This window comes from Dysgonomonas sp. 521, assembly GCF_010501055.1.
In the GTDB taxonomy this organism is placed as follows: domain Bacteria; phylum Bacteroidota; class Bacteroidia; order Bacteroidales; family Dysgonomonadaceae; genus Dysgonomonas.
The window spans coordinates 18,371-31,439 of sequence record NZ_QVMO01000024.1 but is presented as its reverse complement, the minus strand read 5'-3'; the positions used below and the strand labels follow the sequence as shown (position 1 = coordinate 31,439).

The 13,069-nt window shown below is 41.0% G+C and carries 19 protein-coding genes; 4 read left to right on the top strand and 15 right to left on the bottom strand.

The features are described from left to right. Window positions 1–206 precede the first annotated feature (206 nt). The 4 genes from D0T84_RS09000 to pbpC all read left to right on the top strand — a co-directional run bounded on the left by D0T84_RS09000 (window position 207) and on the right by pbpC (window position 4,542). Window positions 207–899, top strand: coding sequence for a hypothetical protein (locus tag D0T84_RS09000; protein ID WP_163307550.1), 693 nt, complete (start codon window positions 207–209; stop codon window positions 897–899). A gap of 1 nt (window position 900) precedes the next feature. Then, on the top strand, window positions 901–1,425 hold the full coding sequence (locus D0T84_RS08995; protein WP_163307549.1) for a GNAT family N-acetyltransferase: 525 nt from the start codon (window positions 901–903) through the stop codon (window positions 1,423–1,425). Window positions 1,426–1,448: 23 nt separating this feature from the next. After that, entirely contained in the window at window positions 1,449–1,955 is a 507-nt protein-coding gene (locus D0T84_RS08990) for a hypothetical protein (protein WP_163307548.1), read from the top strand. A 193-nt stretch (window positions 1,956–2,148) separates the two neighbouring features. Next, window positions 2,149–4,542 (top strand): penicillin-binding protein 1C, encoded by a 2,394-nt coding sequence (gene pbpC / locus D0T84_RS08985; protein ID WP_163307547.1) that lies wholly within the window; start codon window positions 2,149–2,151, stop codon window positions 4,540–4,542. A 325-nt stretch (window positions 4,543–4,867) separates the two neighbouring features. Here pbpC and rplQ read toward each other — a convergent pair whose 3' ends face one another. From rplQ to rpsH, 15 genes are all read right to left on the bottom strand, one after another. Next, window positions 4,868–5,494: a 50S ribosomal protein L17 gene (gene rplQ, locus D0T84_RS08980; RefSeq protein WP_163307546.1), complete on the bottom strand. Its 627-nt coding sequence runs from the start codon at window positions 5,492–5,494 to the stop codon at window positions 4,868–4,870. Between the two features lie 8 nt (window positions 5,495–5,502). Beyond that, a complete protein-coding gene (locus D0T84_RS08975) occupies window positions 5,503–6,495 on the bottom strand; it encodes a DNA-directed RNA polymerase subunit alpha (RefSeq protein ID WP_163307545.1) in 993 nt (330 codons plus the stop codon). Window positions 6,496–6,503: 8 nt separating this feature from the next. After that, window positions 6,504–7,112, bottom strand: a complete 609-nt coding sequence (rpsD, locus tag D0T84_RS08970; RefSeq protein ID WP_163307544.1) for a 30S ribosomal protein S4 — start codon at window positions 7,110–7,112, stop codon at window positions 6,504–6,506. A 107-nt stretch (window positions 7,113–7,219) separates the two neighbouring features. Continuing rightward, window positions 7,220–7,609 carry a 30S ribosomal protein S11 gene (gene rpsK, locus D0T84_RS08965; protein ID WP_163307543.1) on the bottom strand — a complete coding sequence of 130 codons (390 nt, stop codon included), beginning with the start codon at window positions 7,607–7,609 and terminating at the stop codon, window positions 7,220–7,222. 10 nt (window positions 7,610–7,619) lie between these two features. Beyond that, the gene (gene rpsM, locus D0T84_RS08960; RefSeq protein WP_163307542.1) at window positions 7,620–8,000 is read right to left on the bottom strand and encodes a 30S ribosomal protein S13; all 381 of its coding nucleotides are present in this window, start codon (window positions 7,998–8,000) and stop codon (window positions 7,620–7,622) included. Window positions 8,001–8,033: 33 nt separating this feature from the next. After that, on the bottom strand, window positions 8,034–8,150 hold the full coding sequence (gene ykgO, locus D0T84_RS08955; RefSeq protein ID WP_163307541.1) for a type B 50S ribosomal protein L36: 117 nt from the start codon (window positions 8,148–8,150) through the stop codon (window positions 8,034–8,036). A 12-nt stretch (window positions 8,151–8,162) separates the two neighbouring features. Then, window positions 8,163–8,381, bottom strand: coding sequence for a translation initiation factor IF-1 (infA, locus tag D0T84_RS08950; protein WP_006841806.1), 219 nt, complete (start codon window positions 8,379–8,381; stop codon window positions 8,163–8,165). A gap of 18 nt (window positions 8,382–8,399) precedes the next feature. Then, entirely contained in the window at window positions 8,400–9,200 is an 801-nt protein-coding gene (gene map, locus D0T84_RS08945; protein WP_163307540.1) for a type I methionyl aminopeptidase, read from the bottom strand. A gap of 11 nt (window positions 9,201–9,211) precedes the next feature. Continuing rightward, window positions 9,212–10,528, bottom strand: a complete 1,317-nt coding sequence (gene secY, locus D0T84_RS08940) for a preprotein translocase subunit SecY (RefSeq protein ID WP_163307539.1) — start codon at window positions 10,526–10,528, stop codon at window positions 9,212–9,214. Between the two features lies 1 nt (window position 10,529). Beyond that, the gene (gene rplO, locus D0T84_RS08935; RefSeq protein ID WP_163307538.1) at window positions 10,530–10,979 is read right to left on the bottom strand and encodes a 50S ribosomal protein L15; all 450 of its coding nucleotides are present in this window, start codon (window positions 10,977–10,979) and stop codon (window positions 10,530–10,532) included. A 31-nt stretch (window positions 10,980–11,010) separates the two neighbouring features. Then, window positions 11,011–11,187, bottom strand: coding sequence for a 50S ribosomal protein L30 (rpmD, locus tag D0T84_RS08930; protein ID WP_163307537.1), 177 nt, complete (start codon window positions 11,185–11,187; stop codon window positions 11,011–11,013). 19 nt (window positions 11,188–11,206) lie between these two features. After that, window positions 11,207–11,725, bottom strand: a complete 519-nt coding sequence (gene rpsE / locus D0T84_RS08925; protein ID WP_163307536.1) for a 30S ribosomal protein S5 — start codon at window positions 11,723–11,725, stop codon at window positions 11,207–11,209. A 5-nt stretch (window positions 11,726–11,730) separates the two neighbouring features. Beyond that, window positions 11,731–12,075, bottom strand: coding sequence for a 50S ribosomal protein L18 (gene rplR / locus D0T84_RS08920; RefSeq protein WP_163307535.1), 345 nt, complete (start codon window positions 12,073–12,075; stop codon window positions 11,731–11,733). A 19-nt stretch (window positions 12,076–12,094) separates the two neighbouring features. Continuing rightward, complete coding sequence (gene rplF / locus D0T84_RS08915; RefSeq protein WP_163307534.1) at window positions 12,095–12,649, bottom strand: 50S ribosomal protein L6; 555 nt, start codon at window positions 12,647–12,649, stop codon at window positions 12,095–12,097. 22 nt (window positions 12,650–12,671) lie between these two features. Further along, window positions 12,672–13,067 (bottom strand): 30S ribosomal protein S8, encoded by a 396-nt coding sequence (gene rpsH, locus D0T84_RS08910; RefSeq protein ID WP_163307533.1) that lies wholly within the window; start codon window positions 13,065–13,067, stop codon window positions 12,672–12,674. Window positions 13,068–13,069: the final 2 nt, after the last annotated feature.

Here is a 13,069-nt window from a genome sequence, read left to right as displayed (position 1 = left end):
AGAAAACATTTCGTCTTTTTCTTTTCTTTTGTACATTTAAGGTCGCAGACCTGTTTATTACATGTAATACAGAAAAATATGATAGTAATGCGAATCAAGGGTTAAATGTGCTATTTTTTGTCCCTTTAGTTTCTACCAATATGATGTGCCTAACGGCACATTTAACCCTTGATTCGCATTAATTAACAAAAAGAAAAATTCAAAATATGATGAATTGGTATACTAAAAAGAAAAGGCGAATACAAGTCGATAAAATTATCTCACATGATGATTTAGCTTGGGATAAGGATATAATAAATAAAAGCGCCGGAATAAAAGTAGAAGTATCGGAAACAGAACAAAGAATAACTATCAATGCTACCAGTAGTCGACTAGCATCTATTGTCTGCGGAGGTATATTTTTTTTGGCAGGAATAATTTTCGCTTATTTTACATATACAGAGGCTATCAATAGCCTTGACGGGAAGATTTTATCAATTATCTGTATATTATTTGGGGGTGTACTTTTTATTTATAGTTTAGTCCGTCCCAAAAGGCTATTTACTTTCGACCGCTTGAATGGCACAATAACTTACCCTGAGACACAAGCGAACAGTATAAATAGCATTTATTTCAAAGACTCAGAATGGGTAAAAAAATATTCTTTTGCCGGTAGGTTCTATATAGGCGATTGCCTTGCATTAGTCCAAAGTAATGAATATTCCACAGTGACTTTACTTTATAACGATTTTTATAGTGAATGGTCTTATCTGGTATGGTTTATGGATAAAAACAGGCCATTGCCTCCGGGTACAATATTCGATTCTATTCGTAAGGCCGACTATAACCGACGCAAAACGGATGGCTTTCCCCCACCTCTCTATAATGCAACCATACTTATATCTGAAGATAAATATTGAAATGAACGATTTTCCCATATCTTCCAAAAGATTGTTATTACGATATATTCGTGAAACGGATGCTGATGCTATATTTTCGTACCGTTCCCTGCCGGAGGTAGCGAGGTTTCAGTACTGGGAACCTTTTACAAAAGAACGAACAATAGTTTTTATTAATCAGTGCACAGAGGCGGATTTAAAGAAAGAAAACCAGTGGATAGGTTTAGCGATAGAATATAAAGGTAAAGTTATAGGCGATTGCGCCTTCAATATCAGCAACAGCATTATGGAAATAGGCTGTAATATTTCGCCGGAGTATCAGGGCATGGGATTAGCGAAGGAAGCACTATCTGTACTTATCGATCACTGTTTTAAGAACTTTGAGATAAAAGAAGTGGCCGGAATTACAGATTCACGGAACACAGCGTCCATCCGGTTAATGGAATCACTGGCTATGCAGAAAGTTGCCGGCTTTGAAAATCATATTTTTTGCAAAGGGGAAAATTGCATTGAGTATAAATATTCAAGAAAAAATGAAAGAGAATAAATGGTATAAAAAGATAACTTTTGATGAATAAAGTTATAATAATAGGAAATTGTGGTGCAGGAAAAACGACATTAGCAAAACAAATAGCTCTTAAAACTGGTTTGCCCCTCATTCATTTGGATAAGGAATATTATCAAGCAGGATGGATACGTCCTGAAAAAGATAAGTGGCAGGAGAAAGTAATAAATCTAATCACTAAACCTAAGTGGATATTAGACGGTAATTATATAAATTCACTGGATATAAGGTTGAAAGAGGCTGATACGATTATTTTTTTAGATATAAATAAATGGATTTGTATTTTCAGTGTGCTAAAACGTATTATACAAGGCGACACCCGTGACGACATGGCATCGGGCTGCAAAGAAAGACTGGATACGGAATTTCTTAAATATGTGTGGAATTACAATGAAAAAATAAGACCATGTGTATATGATTTATTAAACGAATATAAAGAAACAGAATTGGTCGTTTTAAGAAGCAGAAAGGAGATGAGGAAGTATATTCGTCATTTTATCAAAAGCTATTGAATTGCATTCTTCTGGATTTACAATATTGGTAGTCCGGTAATTGTTTACTTTTATAGAAAATTTATCTTATATAAAGACGTTTTGAATTATAAGAATTGCAACTTCGCGTCTTTGCGAGAATAAAAAGTAACATGAGAAAAGTAACAAAAACTGTCACTTTTGTCACTTTTTCAAACAACTGTTTAATAATAGAATGGTCAAACAATACATACATAAAAGCAAAACCTATATCTTCTCTCTCCGGAAAAGATACAGAAAAGCCAAGAGGAAATACCAAATAGGCATCCCCCTATGCCTCATCCTGTTGGTTTGGTATATACTCTGCCTGCCGCCTCCTTTGTTCCATGTGCCGTATAGTACCGTTGTCTCCGACAGGCACGAAGAATTGCTTGGTGCACGCATTGCCGACGACCAGCAATGGCGTTTCCCTACTTCCGACTCGGTACCCGAAAAATATAAGATATGCCTGATAGAATTCGAAGACAGGCATTTCCGCTCTCATTGGGGTGTAAACCCTCTGGCCATAGCCCGCGCCATAAAGCAGAACATCGGGACAGGACGAATCGTCAGCGGGGCAAGTACCATCACAATGCAAACTATACGCCTGTCGCGTAAAGAGAGCCGCACATTCGGCGAAAAGTTTATCGAAATGATATTGGCCACACGCCTCGAGTTTTCTTATTCTAAAGACGAAATATTAAACCTGTACGCATCGCATGCCCCCATGGGAGGCAATGTAGTGGGGATAGACGCTGCATCGTGGCGTTACTTCGGACATCAGGCAGCAACACTGTCATGGGCAGAAGCCGCGACATTAGCCGTATTGCCAAACTCTCCCAGCCTGATGCACTTCGGGCGAAACAGGGACAAGTTATTGAACAAGAGGAATAAATTACTGGGAGCGCTCCATCAACGCAACATAATAGAAAAGGTAGATTATGAACTGGCGATGGCCGAACCCCTACCCTTCCAGCCATATCCCCTGCCGCAGGTTACCCCCCATCTGGTAACCAGGATATATAAAGAAAACGGAGGCAGGCATATAACATCTACTATAGACAAATACCAGCAGGAACGTACCGAATCGATACTGAACCGCTGGAACGCCGAATTTGCCCAGAATGGAGTTAAGAATATCGCCGCCATCGTTTTTGATGTAGAAAAAAATGAGGTATTAGCCTATTGTGGCAATGTAAACTTCGAAAAAGAAGCATCGGGCAATCAGGTGGATGTTATACAGGCGCCACGCAGCACAGGCAGTATACTAAAGCCATTCCTCTATTGCGCCATGTTGCAGGAAGGAGAATTATTGCCCGATCAGTTACTGCCGGATATACCGATCAATATAAACGGATTTGCGCCCAAAAACTTCAGTCTGCAATACGATGGGGCCACTCATGCGTCGGAAGCCCTTGCACGGTCTCTAAACGTGCCGTTCGTAGTATCGTTACGAAACTATAGCATCCCTAAGTTTTACAATCTCCTGAAAAAGGCGGGAATGACCACACTCGACCGTCCGGCTGATAATTACGGGCTGTCGCTGATACTGGGAGGGGCAGAAGGCAAGTTATGGGATATCAGCTATATGTACCTGAGTATGGCACAGCAATTAAACCTGTTCAATGAAGAAAACAGATACTATGAACTAAAGAAACCATCCTATATACTAAACGAAAAGAATAGTGAACGGGGCGACCGCATCAAAAGCCCGTTGTTCTCTGCCGGAGCTATCTGGCAGACATTCGATGCGCTTACCAACCTGAACCGCCCCGAAGAGATAGACTGGCGATCTATACCATCCATACAAAAAATAGCCTGGAAAACGGGGACAAGCTTCGGATTTCGTGACGGATGGGCAATAGGCGTCAGCCCGAAATATGTAGTAGGTGTATGGGTCGGCAACTCCGATGGGGAAGGGCGTCCGGGATTGACAGGCGCACGCACGGCAGGTATGGTTATGTTCGATATATTCAACTCCCTGCCTCAGAGCCGCTGGTTCGAAAGACCCGACAGGGACCTTGTGAGGGCTGAAATATGCCACGAAAGCGGATTCCTGAAAAGCATGAATTGCCCCGAAGCCGGAACGGATACGATGTGGATATGCAAAAGAGGACTAGACGCGAAACCATGTCCTTACCACAAGCTGGTACACCTATCGGAGGACATGCGCTATCAGGTATATGAGAACTGTGCAGGCAGCAGGGGGATCGTTCATACTTCATGGTTTATTCTCCCGCCTTCGTGGGAGTGGTACTATAAGGAACAGCATCCGGCATATCGCAGCCTGCCGCCTTATTCGCCCGAATGTAGCAAAAACTCGGATATTAAACCGATGGAATTTATCTATCCGTTTCCCAATGCTGTCATTTCTCTCCCTAAACAATTGGATGGTTCTCCCGGACAATTAATATTCGAATTAGCCCACCGGTCTCCGCAGAGCCGCGTCTTCTGGCATCTTGACGGACAATATTTAGGAGAGACCGAGATTTTCCACAAAAAAGAATGTATACCGGGTAAAGGAGGGCATATTCTGACGGTAGTAGACGATACAGGAGCGAGTTTATCAATAAAATTTACGATAAAATAAAAAAAGTTTTTCCTTAGCAAAGCATTGATAATAAAGATAATAGATTCTTAATTTTATTAATAATTATATTTTTTGCGCATTTTTTCATATTACCTATGCAACGTTTTTCAAATAAGCGCATCTTTAGTATATCTGAAAAGATAACCGGGTAACCGGAAACGGAATGACTTCTCAACTTTAACACAATCCTACAAAACTATAGGGCAATTGGCCCAAGTAGTTATTTCCGTAGACACAATATTATACAAACTTGCGATTTTAGAACAAAAAAAAGTATCCGGGGTTCCCCGGATACTTTTTTCTTTTATACTAAGGAATAAATATATTATTCTTCTTTCTTTGGTTCTTCTTCTACAGCCGGAGCTTCAACTTCTGGCGCAGCAACCTCCTCTTCTACAACAGGTAAAGATTGAGGGGCAGTTTCCAGTACTTCTACTTCTTCTGCTTTCTCTTCTTTTTCTGCCTTAGCAGCTTTTGCTTTTTTAGAAGTTTCTTTAGCCTCTACAGCAGGTGCAGCAGCATCATCTTTCTTCTTAGAACGACGTGTTCTACCCTTAGCAGCAGCTTTCTTCTCTTTCAACATGTTTTCGTTGTAGTCTACCAATTCGATAAAACACATCGAAGCATTGTCGCCCAAACGGTTACCGGTTTTGATAATACGAGTATATCCTCCCGGACGGTCTGCTATTTTCTGAGAGATATTTTGGAACAACTCAGTCACAGCAACTTTGCTTTGAAGTTCCTGAAAAACCAAACGTCTCGATTGAGTTGTATCTTCTTTCGACTTGGTAATGATTGGCTCAATAACTTTTCTCAAAGCTTTTGCCTTTGCTACAGTCGTAAAGATGCGCTTGTTAGGACTAAGTAACAAAGATGTACACATATTGGAAAGCATCGCGTTCCTGTGTGAACTGGTACGTCCTAAGTGATTAATTTTTTTATTATGTCTCATGTCGCTTATTAATCTTTATCTAATTTATATTTAGAAATATCCATACCGAATGACAGGCTCAGGCTATCCAACAATTCATCAAGCTCGGTAAGTGATTTTTTACCGAAGTTTCTGAATTTAAGAAGGTCATTCTTGTTGAATTGAACCAATTCGCCAAGTGTTTCCACTTCTGCTGATTTCAGACAGTTGAGCGCGCGAACCGAAAGGTTCATATCTGCCAACTTGGTCTTCAGCAACTGGCGCATGTGCAGGATTTCTTCATCGAATTCCTCATTTCCGTCCACTTCATTTTGTTCGAGGAGAATCTTCTCGTCGGAGAACAGCATAAAGTGATGGATAAGGATTTTAGCAGCTTCTTTCAAAGCATCTTTCGGATGAATAGATCCATCGGTTGCTATTTCTATTACTAGTTTCTCATAGTCCGTTTTTTGTTCTACACGATAGTTCTCTATCGCGTATTTTACATTACGGATGGGAGTATAAATAGAATCGATAGCTATAACATTAACATCGTCGGACAGACTACGATTTTCATCGGCAGGTACATACCCACGGCCTTTGTTAATATTCAGCTCGATTTGGAAGCTTGCATTTTTGTCTATATGACAAATTTCAAGTTCAGGGTTTAAAACTTCAAATCCTGACAGATGCTTCCCTATATCTCCAGCTTTGAATACTTCGGTACCTGAGACAGTAATGCTTACCTTTTCTGTTTCGATCTCCTCTACGATTTGCTTGAATCTAACCTGTTTCAGGTTCAATATGATATTCGTTACATCTTCTATAACACCCGGCACGGTCGCAAATTCATGTTCGACACCGTCGATTTTGATAGAAGTGATAGCAAAACCTTCAAGGGATGAAAGCAGAATACGGCGTAAAGCATTACCCACGGTAATACCATACCCGGGTTCTAACGGACGAAACTCGAATTTCCCGAAGAATTCATCCGCTTCTAACATCAATACTTTATCCGGTTTTTGAAATGCTAATATAGCCATGAATTTAATTAATTTTTAGAATACAACTCTACGATCAACTGTTCTTTAATGTTTTCAGGGATATCTGCTCTTTCAGGAATATGTAGATATTTTCCTGTCATAGTAGCCTGATCCCATTCGATCCAAGGGTATTTACTATGGTTAAAACCAGACAGGGCTTCATTAACCACTTCAAGTGATTTTGATTTTTCACGAACGCCTACAAGTTGTCCTGGTTTTAGTGAATATGAAGGAATGTTTACAACAGAACCGTCTACTACGATATGACGGTGCGAAACAAGCTGACGTGCTGCGGCTCTTGTAGGAGCCATACCTAAACGGAAAACAACATTGTCAAGTCTTGACTCAAGCATCTGGAGTAATACTTCCCCTGTGATACCACGTGAGCTCAACGCTTTGTCAAACATATTACGGAACTGTTTTTCGAGTACTCCATAAGTATATTTAGCTTTTTGTTTTTCACGTAATTGAATACCGTACTCTGACGATTTCTTTTTTCTTCCGTTACCATGTTGTCCCGGAGGATAGTTCTTTTTAGACAGAACTTTGTCAGGTCCGAATATTGGCTCTCCGAATTTACGGGCGATTTTTGATTTTGGTCCAGTATATCTTGCCATTTTTCTTTCTAATTAATAATGAAATGAAGCTAAAATTGTGCAGCCGCGATTACAGAGAGGGTTATTGTAATCAAATCACAATTGAAGATCCAAATTTTTAAACTTGATTAAACTCTTCTGTGTTTTGGAGGACGGCATCCGTTGTGAGGAAGTGGAGTAACGTCAACGATTTCTGTCACTTCAATGCCTGCTGCATGGATAGTACGGATAGCAGACTCACGTCCATTTCCGGGTCCTTTTACAAATACTTTTACTTTTCTCAATCCTAAGTCAAACGCAACTTTAGCGCAATCTGAAGCTGCCATTTGAGCTGCATAAGGGGTGTTCTTTTTAGAACTTCTGAAACCCATTTTCCCTGCTGATGACCAACTGATAACCTGGCCATCGCTGTTTGTAAGCGAGATAATGATATTGTTGAAAGAAGAATGCACATGAGCTTGTCCGATTGCATCCACCTTAACATTTCTTTTTTTCGCTGCGACTGTTTTTTTTGCCATATCAAATTAATTATTTTGTAGCTTTTTTCTTGTTAGCAACAGTTTTCTTTCTACCCTTACGTGTACGGGCATTATTCTTAGTACTCTGACCTCTTACCGGTAGTCCGATACGGTGACGGATGCCTCTGTAGCAGCCGATATCCATCAATCGCTTGATGTTTAGCTGTACTTCCGAACGCAAGTCTCCTTCTACCTTGAACTGTGTACCGATAATTTCACGTACTGCTCCGGCCTGGTCATCGGTCCAGTCCTTTACTTTGACATCTTTGTCAATTCCTGCTTCGGCAAGGATTTTATTAGCAGAACTACGTCCGATACCGAAAATGTATGTCAAGGCTACTTCGCCTCTCTTATTTTGTGGTAAATCGACCCCAACTATTCTTATTGCCATATATTTTTTCGATTAATTTGCAAAATTAATAAATTATCCCTGACGTTGCTTGAACTTAGGATTTTTTTTGTTAATTACGTATAAGCGGCCTTTTCTTCTGACAATCTTACAGTCAGCGGTACGCTTCTTTACTGATGCTCTTACTTTCATATCTTTGTTTTTTTATTTGTATCTGAATGAAATCCGTCCTTTTGTTAAATCATAAGGAGACATCTCTACACGTACCTTATCTCCGGGAAGTATCTTAATGTAGTGCATACGCATCTTTCCTGAGATATGCGCCGTGATTTCGTGACCGTTTTCTAGTTCGACACGAAACATCGCATTTGATAGTGCTTCAACTATTACTCCGTCTTGTTCTATTGCTGACTGTTTTGCCATAAATATTTATAAAGGTTTTTAAATTGCGTTATTTCCTAAAACAGCTTCTACAAATTCAAATGTAGATAATATATCTGCCTTTCCCTGACGGATGGCTACTGTATGTTCGAAGTGCGCCGAAGGTTTACGGTCGCGTGTTCTTACTGTCCAGCCATCGCTTTCGAAAACGACATTTTTGCTTCCCATATTGATCATCGGCTCTATGGCTATGCACATACCCTTCTTTAGTAAAGGGCCTGTACCACGTTTACCATAGTTAGGAACTTCCGGCGCTTCGTGCATCTTGCGTCCTATCCCATGCCCTACCAGTTCGCGAACGACCGAGTAACCATGTTTTTCGCAATAAGTCTGCACTGCATCGCCTATATCCCCTATCCGATTGCCTTCTACGGCTTTTTCAATACCCAGATAGAGAGATTCCTTTGTTGTCCTCAACAGTTTCTTTACGTCTTCGCTTACTTCGCCTACACAGAACGTGTAAGCCGAATCGCCGCAAAATCCGTTTTTCTCTGTACCACAGTCAACAGAGATAACATCTCCATCTTTTAGAACATAATCCGTAGGAAACCCGTGTACAACCTGCTCGTTAACCGACGCGCAAATTGCTCCCGGGAAATCTACGGTACCCGGAGCACCCTTATATCCCAGAAAGGAAGGTATTGCTCCGTGATCGTATATAAATTCTTTAGCAATCTTATCTAATTGAGCCGGAGTAGCTCCGGGCTTAATATGCTTGGCTACTTCGCCGAGGGTCATCCCCACCAGGCGGTTAGCTTCACGCATCAACTCGATTTCTTCGTCTGTTTTCAGAAATATCATTTATAGCCTCCTTAATATGCTGCAATTGAACCTGAACGTCCTTTGATTCTACCAGATTTCAATAAGCCATCGTAATGTCTCATCAACAGGTGGCTTTCTACTTGTTGCAATGTATCCAAAACAACCCCTACGAGGATCAACAGGGATGTTCCACCAAAGAACTGGGAAAACTCACGGCTTACACCGAAAGCACTGGCAAACGCCGGCATGATAGCGACCAAAGCCAGGAATAATGATCCCGGGAATGTAATACGGGACATTATCGAGTCAATATAGTCTGCTGTCTTTTTACCCGGTTTGATACCCGGTATAAAGCCGTTGTTACGCTTCAGCTCATCGGCCATCTGCACAGGGTTTATGGTCACTGCTGTATAGAACCATGTAAATGCGATGATAAGGAATGCAAATACAAGGTTGTATGCTACGCTGGTATGATCCATAAATGAACCCCAGAATCCTGTTTTTTCGGTAGAGAATCCGGCTATTGTAATAGGTACAAACATGATTGCCTGAGCAAAGATGATAGGCATCACATTCGCAGCATTTACCTTCAACGGTATATACTGGCGTGCTCCACCGTATTGTTTGTTACCAACTACTCTCTTAGCATACTGAACCGGTATCCGGCGAGTACCTTGTACTAACAAGATTGCACCGCAAACGATCAACAACAGTAATACTATTTCGGCCAGAAACATTACCAGTCCTCCGGCAGGGCTTGACAAACGGGAGGTAAACTCTCCGATAAGCGCATGCGGAAGGCGGGCGATGATACCTACAAGGATGATAAAAGAAACACCGTTACCGATACCTTTATCTGTGATACGTTCTCCTAACCATAGAACAAACATACTACCTCCTGCAAGGATTATTGTAGAAGGAATAAGGAAGTCCCAGGTAGTAGGAGCAGCAGGTCCCAGCGCGCCTAACAAGTAAGCCGGTCCTTGGAATATAAGGATGGCTACTGTCAGGTAGCGTGTATATTGGTTCATCTTTGTACGTCCGCTTTCGCCTTCTCTCTGCAGTTTCTGGAAATAAGGTATCGCGATACCCAACAGCTGGATAACGATGGATGCCGAGATATACGGCATGATACCTAATGCAAAGATAGAGGCATTGGCGAATGCACCTCCGGAAAACATATCGAGGATTCCCAAGATACCTCCGGCAGTCATCGAATGCAGATTCGCAAGCTGCTGAGGGTCTACTCCCGGAAGGATGATATGAACTCCGAAGCGATAAATCACTACGAAAAAGAAGGTAATCATGAGTCTTTTTCTAAGATCCTCAATCTTCCATATATTTTCCAGTGTTTTTACAAATCCCATCTTACTTTAGTTTAGTTGCTGTTCCACCTATAGCCTGAATAGCTGCTTCCGCCGATTTAGAGAAAGCGTGTGCTTCTACATCAACTTTAGTAGTAAGGGCTCCGTTTCCTAGTATTTTTACCAATTGGTTACCTGACAGGAAACCTGCGTCTATCAATGTCTGAACATCAATTTTTGTAAGTTTCTTTGAATCAGCTAAGCGTTGTAAAACATCCAGATTGATCGCTTTGTATTCAACACGGTTAATGTTTTTGAAACCGAATTTAGGCAAACGACGCTGAAGCGGCATCTGGCCTCCTTCAAATCCGATTTTCCGTGAGTAACCCGATCTGGATTTTTGTCCTTTATGACCTTTTGTGGAAGTACCTCCTAAACCTGAACCCGGACCACGCCCGATTCTTTTTGCGGTTTTAGTAGAACCTTCAGCAGGTCTCAAATTTGATAAACTCATATTTTTATATTTTTTTATCTTATAAACTAATTTACTCTACAACAGTAACCAAATGGCTTACCTTGTTGATCATACCTCTGATAGCAGGTGTATCTTCGTGTTCGACAACACGATTCAATTTTCTAAGACCCAAAGCGTCTAATGTCAGCTTTTGGTCTTTAGGACATTTGATTCTGCTTTTTACTTGTTTAATTTTAATTTTTGCCATAATAAATTTTCTTTGCAAATTAACCTTTAAACACTTTTTCCATAGAAATACCTCTGTTCTGAGCTACAGTGTACGCGTCTCTCAGCTCTCCTAAGGCTTCGATAGTAGCCTTCACAAGGTTGTGAGGGTTTGACGAACCTTTCGATTTTGCCAATACGTCTGTTACTCCAACACTCTCAAGCACAGCACGCATCGCACCTCCTGCCTTAACCCCTGTACCGGGAGCAGCCGGACGAAGCATCACCTCGGAACCTCCGAAGCGAGCTAGTTGCTCGTGAGGAACTGTTCCTTTAAGGATAGGAACTTTGATAAGGTTTTTCTTTGCAGCTTCAACTCCTTTAGCAATGGCTGTTGTTACTTCACCGGCTTTACCCAGACCCCAGCCTACTATGCCATCTTCATTACCTACAACTACGATAGCAGCAAAGCTGAATGTACGACCACCCTTTGTTACTTTGGTAACACGGTTGATAGCTACTAGTCTATCTTTTAACTCGATGTCGTTAGTCGATTTTACTCTATTGTTAACTCCTGCCATTTCTATTAAAATTTAAGTCCACCTTTACGGGCAGCATCTGCCAATTCTTTAATTCTGCCATGATATAAATAACCGTTACGGTCGAATACCACAGTTGTGATTCCAGCTTCCTGAGCGCTTTTAGCGATAAGTTCACCAACTTTAGCAGCTATTTCTTTTTTAGGTGCTTTCTCTGTCATTTTCAGAGAAGATGCAGCCGCCAAAGTTTTACCTGTCAAATCGTCGATAACTTGCGCGTAAATTTGCTTATTGCTTCTGAATACTGTCAGGCGTGGACGTTCGGTAGTCCCGTGGATCTTGCCACGTACACGCAACTTTATTTTATTTCTTCTATCTGTCTTTGTTACCATGATTACTACAGTTTATGAATTATTTACCTGCGGCCTTACCTGATTTGCGACGGACAACTTCGCCAACAAAACGTATACCTTTGCCTTTGTAAGGTTCTGGTTTACGGAATGAGCGTATTTTCGCACAAATCTGACCTATCAGCTGTTTATCACAAGATTCAAGTATAATTAGAGGGTTTTTATTTCTCTCCGACTTGGTTTCCAGTTTCACTTCGGGAGGCAGCATCATGTGGATGTTGTGTGTAAATCCTAAAGATAGTTCCAGAAGCTGACCTGCATTTGATGCACGGTAACCAACCCCTACTAATTCGAGCTCTTTGCGATATCCTTCAGAAACTCCAACAATCATGTTGTTAAGCAACGATCTGTACAATCCGTGTAAAGAACGATGTGCTTTTTCGTCAGACGGACGTGTTACTGACAACACACCATCTTCAATAGAGACTTTGATATCAGTATTAACTTCTTGCGATAGTTCTCCTTTTGGTCCTTTTACTGTAACCTTATTATCCTTGCCAACAGTAACTGTTACTCCGGCTGGAAGATTTATGGGTAATTTTCCTATTCTTGACATAACTTAATATCCTCCCTCTTAATTAATAAACATAACACATTACTTCGCCACCGACTTTGAGTTCGCGAGCTTCCTTGTCTGTCATCACTCCTTTCGAGGTAGATACTACAGCTATGCCCAGTCCGTTAAGGACACGAGGCATATCTTTATACCCTACATACTTACGTAGACCTGGAGAAGATACGCGAATCAATTTCTTAATCGCGTTTACTTTATTTACAGGGTCGTACTTCAAGGCAATTTTAATTGAACCCTGAGGACCCTCTTCTACAAACTTATAGTTAAGAATGTAGCCTTTTTCCATGAGAATTTTTGTAATTTCTCTTTTCAAATTTGACGCCGGAATTTCTACAACTCTGTGGCCAGCCATGATGGCGTTTCTTACACGCGTCAAATAATCTGCTATTGGATCTGTCATGA

Bases quoted from the DNA above. Each gene is read 5' to 3' on its own strand.
- ykgO (WP_163307541.1), bottom strand. From the start codon at position 8,150: ATGAAAGTAAGAGCATCAGTAAAGAAGCGTACCGCTGACTGTAAGATT.
- rplQ (WP_163307546.1), bottom strand. From the start codon at position 5,494: ATGAGACATAATAAAAAAATTAATCACTTAGGACGTACCAGTTCACAC.
- rplO (WP_163307538.1), bottom strand. From the start codon at position 10,979: ATGAGTTTATCAAATTTGAGACCTGCTGAAGGTTCTACTAAAACCGCA.
- map (WP_163307540.1), bottom strand. From the start codon at position 9,200: ATGATATTTCTGAAAACAGACGAAGAAATCGAGTTGATGCGTGAAGCT.
- infA (WP_006841806.1), bottom strand. From the start codon at position 8,381: ATGGCAAAACAGTCAGCAATAGAACAAGACGGAGTAATAGTTGAAGCA.
- rpsK (WP_163307543.1), bottom strand. From the start codon at position 7,609: ATGGCAAAAAAAACAGTCGCAGCGAAAAAAAGAAATGTTAAGGTGGAT.
- rpsM (WP_163307542.1), bottom strand. From the start codon at position 8,000: ATGGCAATAAGAATAGTTGGGGTCGATTTACCACAAAATAAGAGAGGC.
- rplF (WP_163307534.1), bottom strand. From the start codon at position 12,649: ATGTCAAGAATAGGAAAATTACCCATAAATCTTCCAGCCGGAGTAACA.
- rpsE (WP_163307536.1), bottom strand. From the start codon at position 11,725: ATGGCAGGAGTTAACAATAGAGTAAAATCGACTAACGACATCGAGTTA.
- rplR (WP_163307535.1), bottom strand. From the start codon at position 12,075: ATGGTAACAAAGACAGATAGAAGAAATAAAATAAAGTTGCGTGTACGT.
- D0T84_RS09000 (WP_163307550.1), top strand. From the start codon at position 207: ATGATGAATTGGTATACTAAAAAGAAAAGGCGAATACAAGTCGATAAA.
- D0T84_RS08995 (WP_163307549.1), top strand. From the start codon at position 901: ATGAACGATTTTCCCATATCTTCCAAAAGATTGTTATTACGATATATT.
- D0T84_RS08975 (WP_163307545.1), bottom strand. From the start codon at position 6,495: ATGGCTATATTAGCATTTCAAAAACCGGATAAAGTATTGATGTTAGAA.
- secY (WP_163307539.1), bottom strand. From the start codon at position 10,528: ATGGGATTTGTAAAAACACTGGAAAATATATGGAAGATTGAGGATCTT.
- pbpC (WP_163307547.1), top strand. From the start codon at position 2,149: ATGGTCAAACAATACATACATAAAAGCAAAACCTATATCTTCTCTCTC.
- rpsD (WP_163307544.1), bottom strand. From the start codon at position 7,112: ATGGCAAGATATACTGGACCAAAATCAAAAATCGCCCGTAAATTCGGA.
- rpmD (WP_163307537.1), bottom strand. From the start codon at position 11,187: ATGGCAAAAATTAAAATTAAACAAGTAAAAAGCAGAATCAAATGTCCT.
- rpsH (WP_163307533.1), bottom strand. From the start codon at position 13,067: ATGACAGATCCAATAGCAGATTATTTGACGCGTGTAAGAAACGCCATC.
- D0T84_RS08990 (WP_163307548.1), top strand. From the start codon at position 1,449: ATGAATAAAGTTATAATAATAGGAAATTGTGGTGCAGGAAAAACGACA.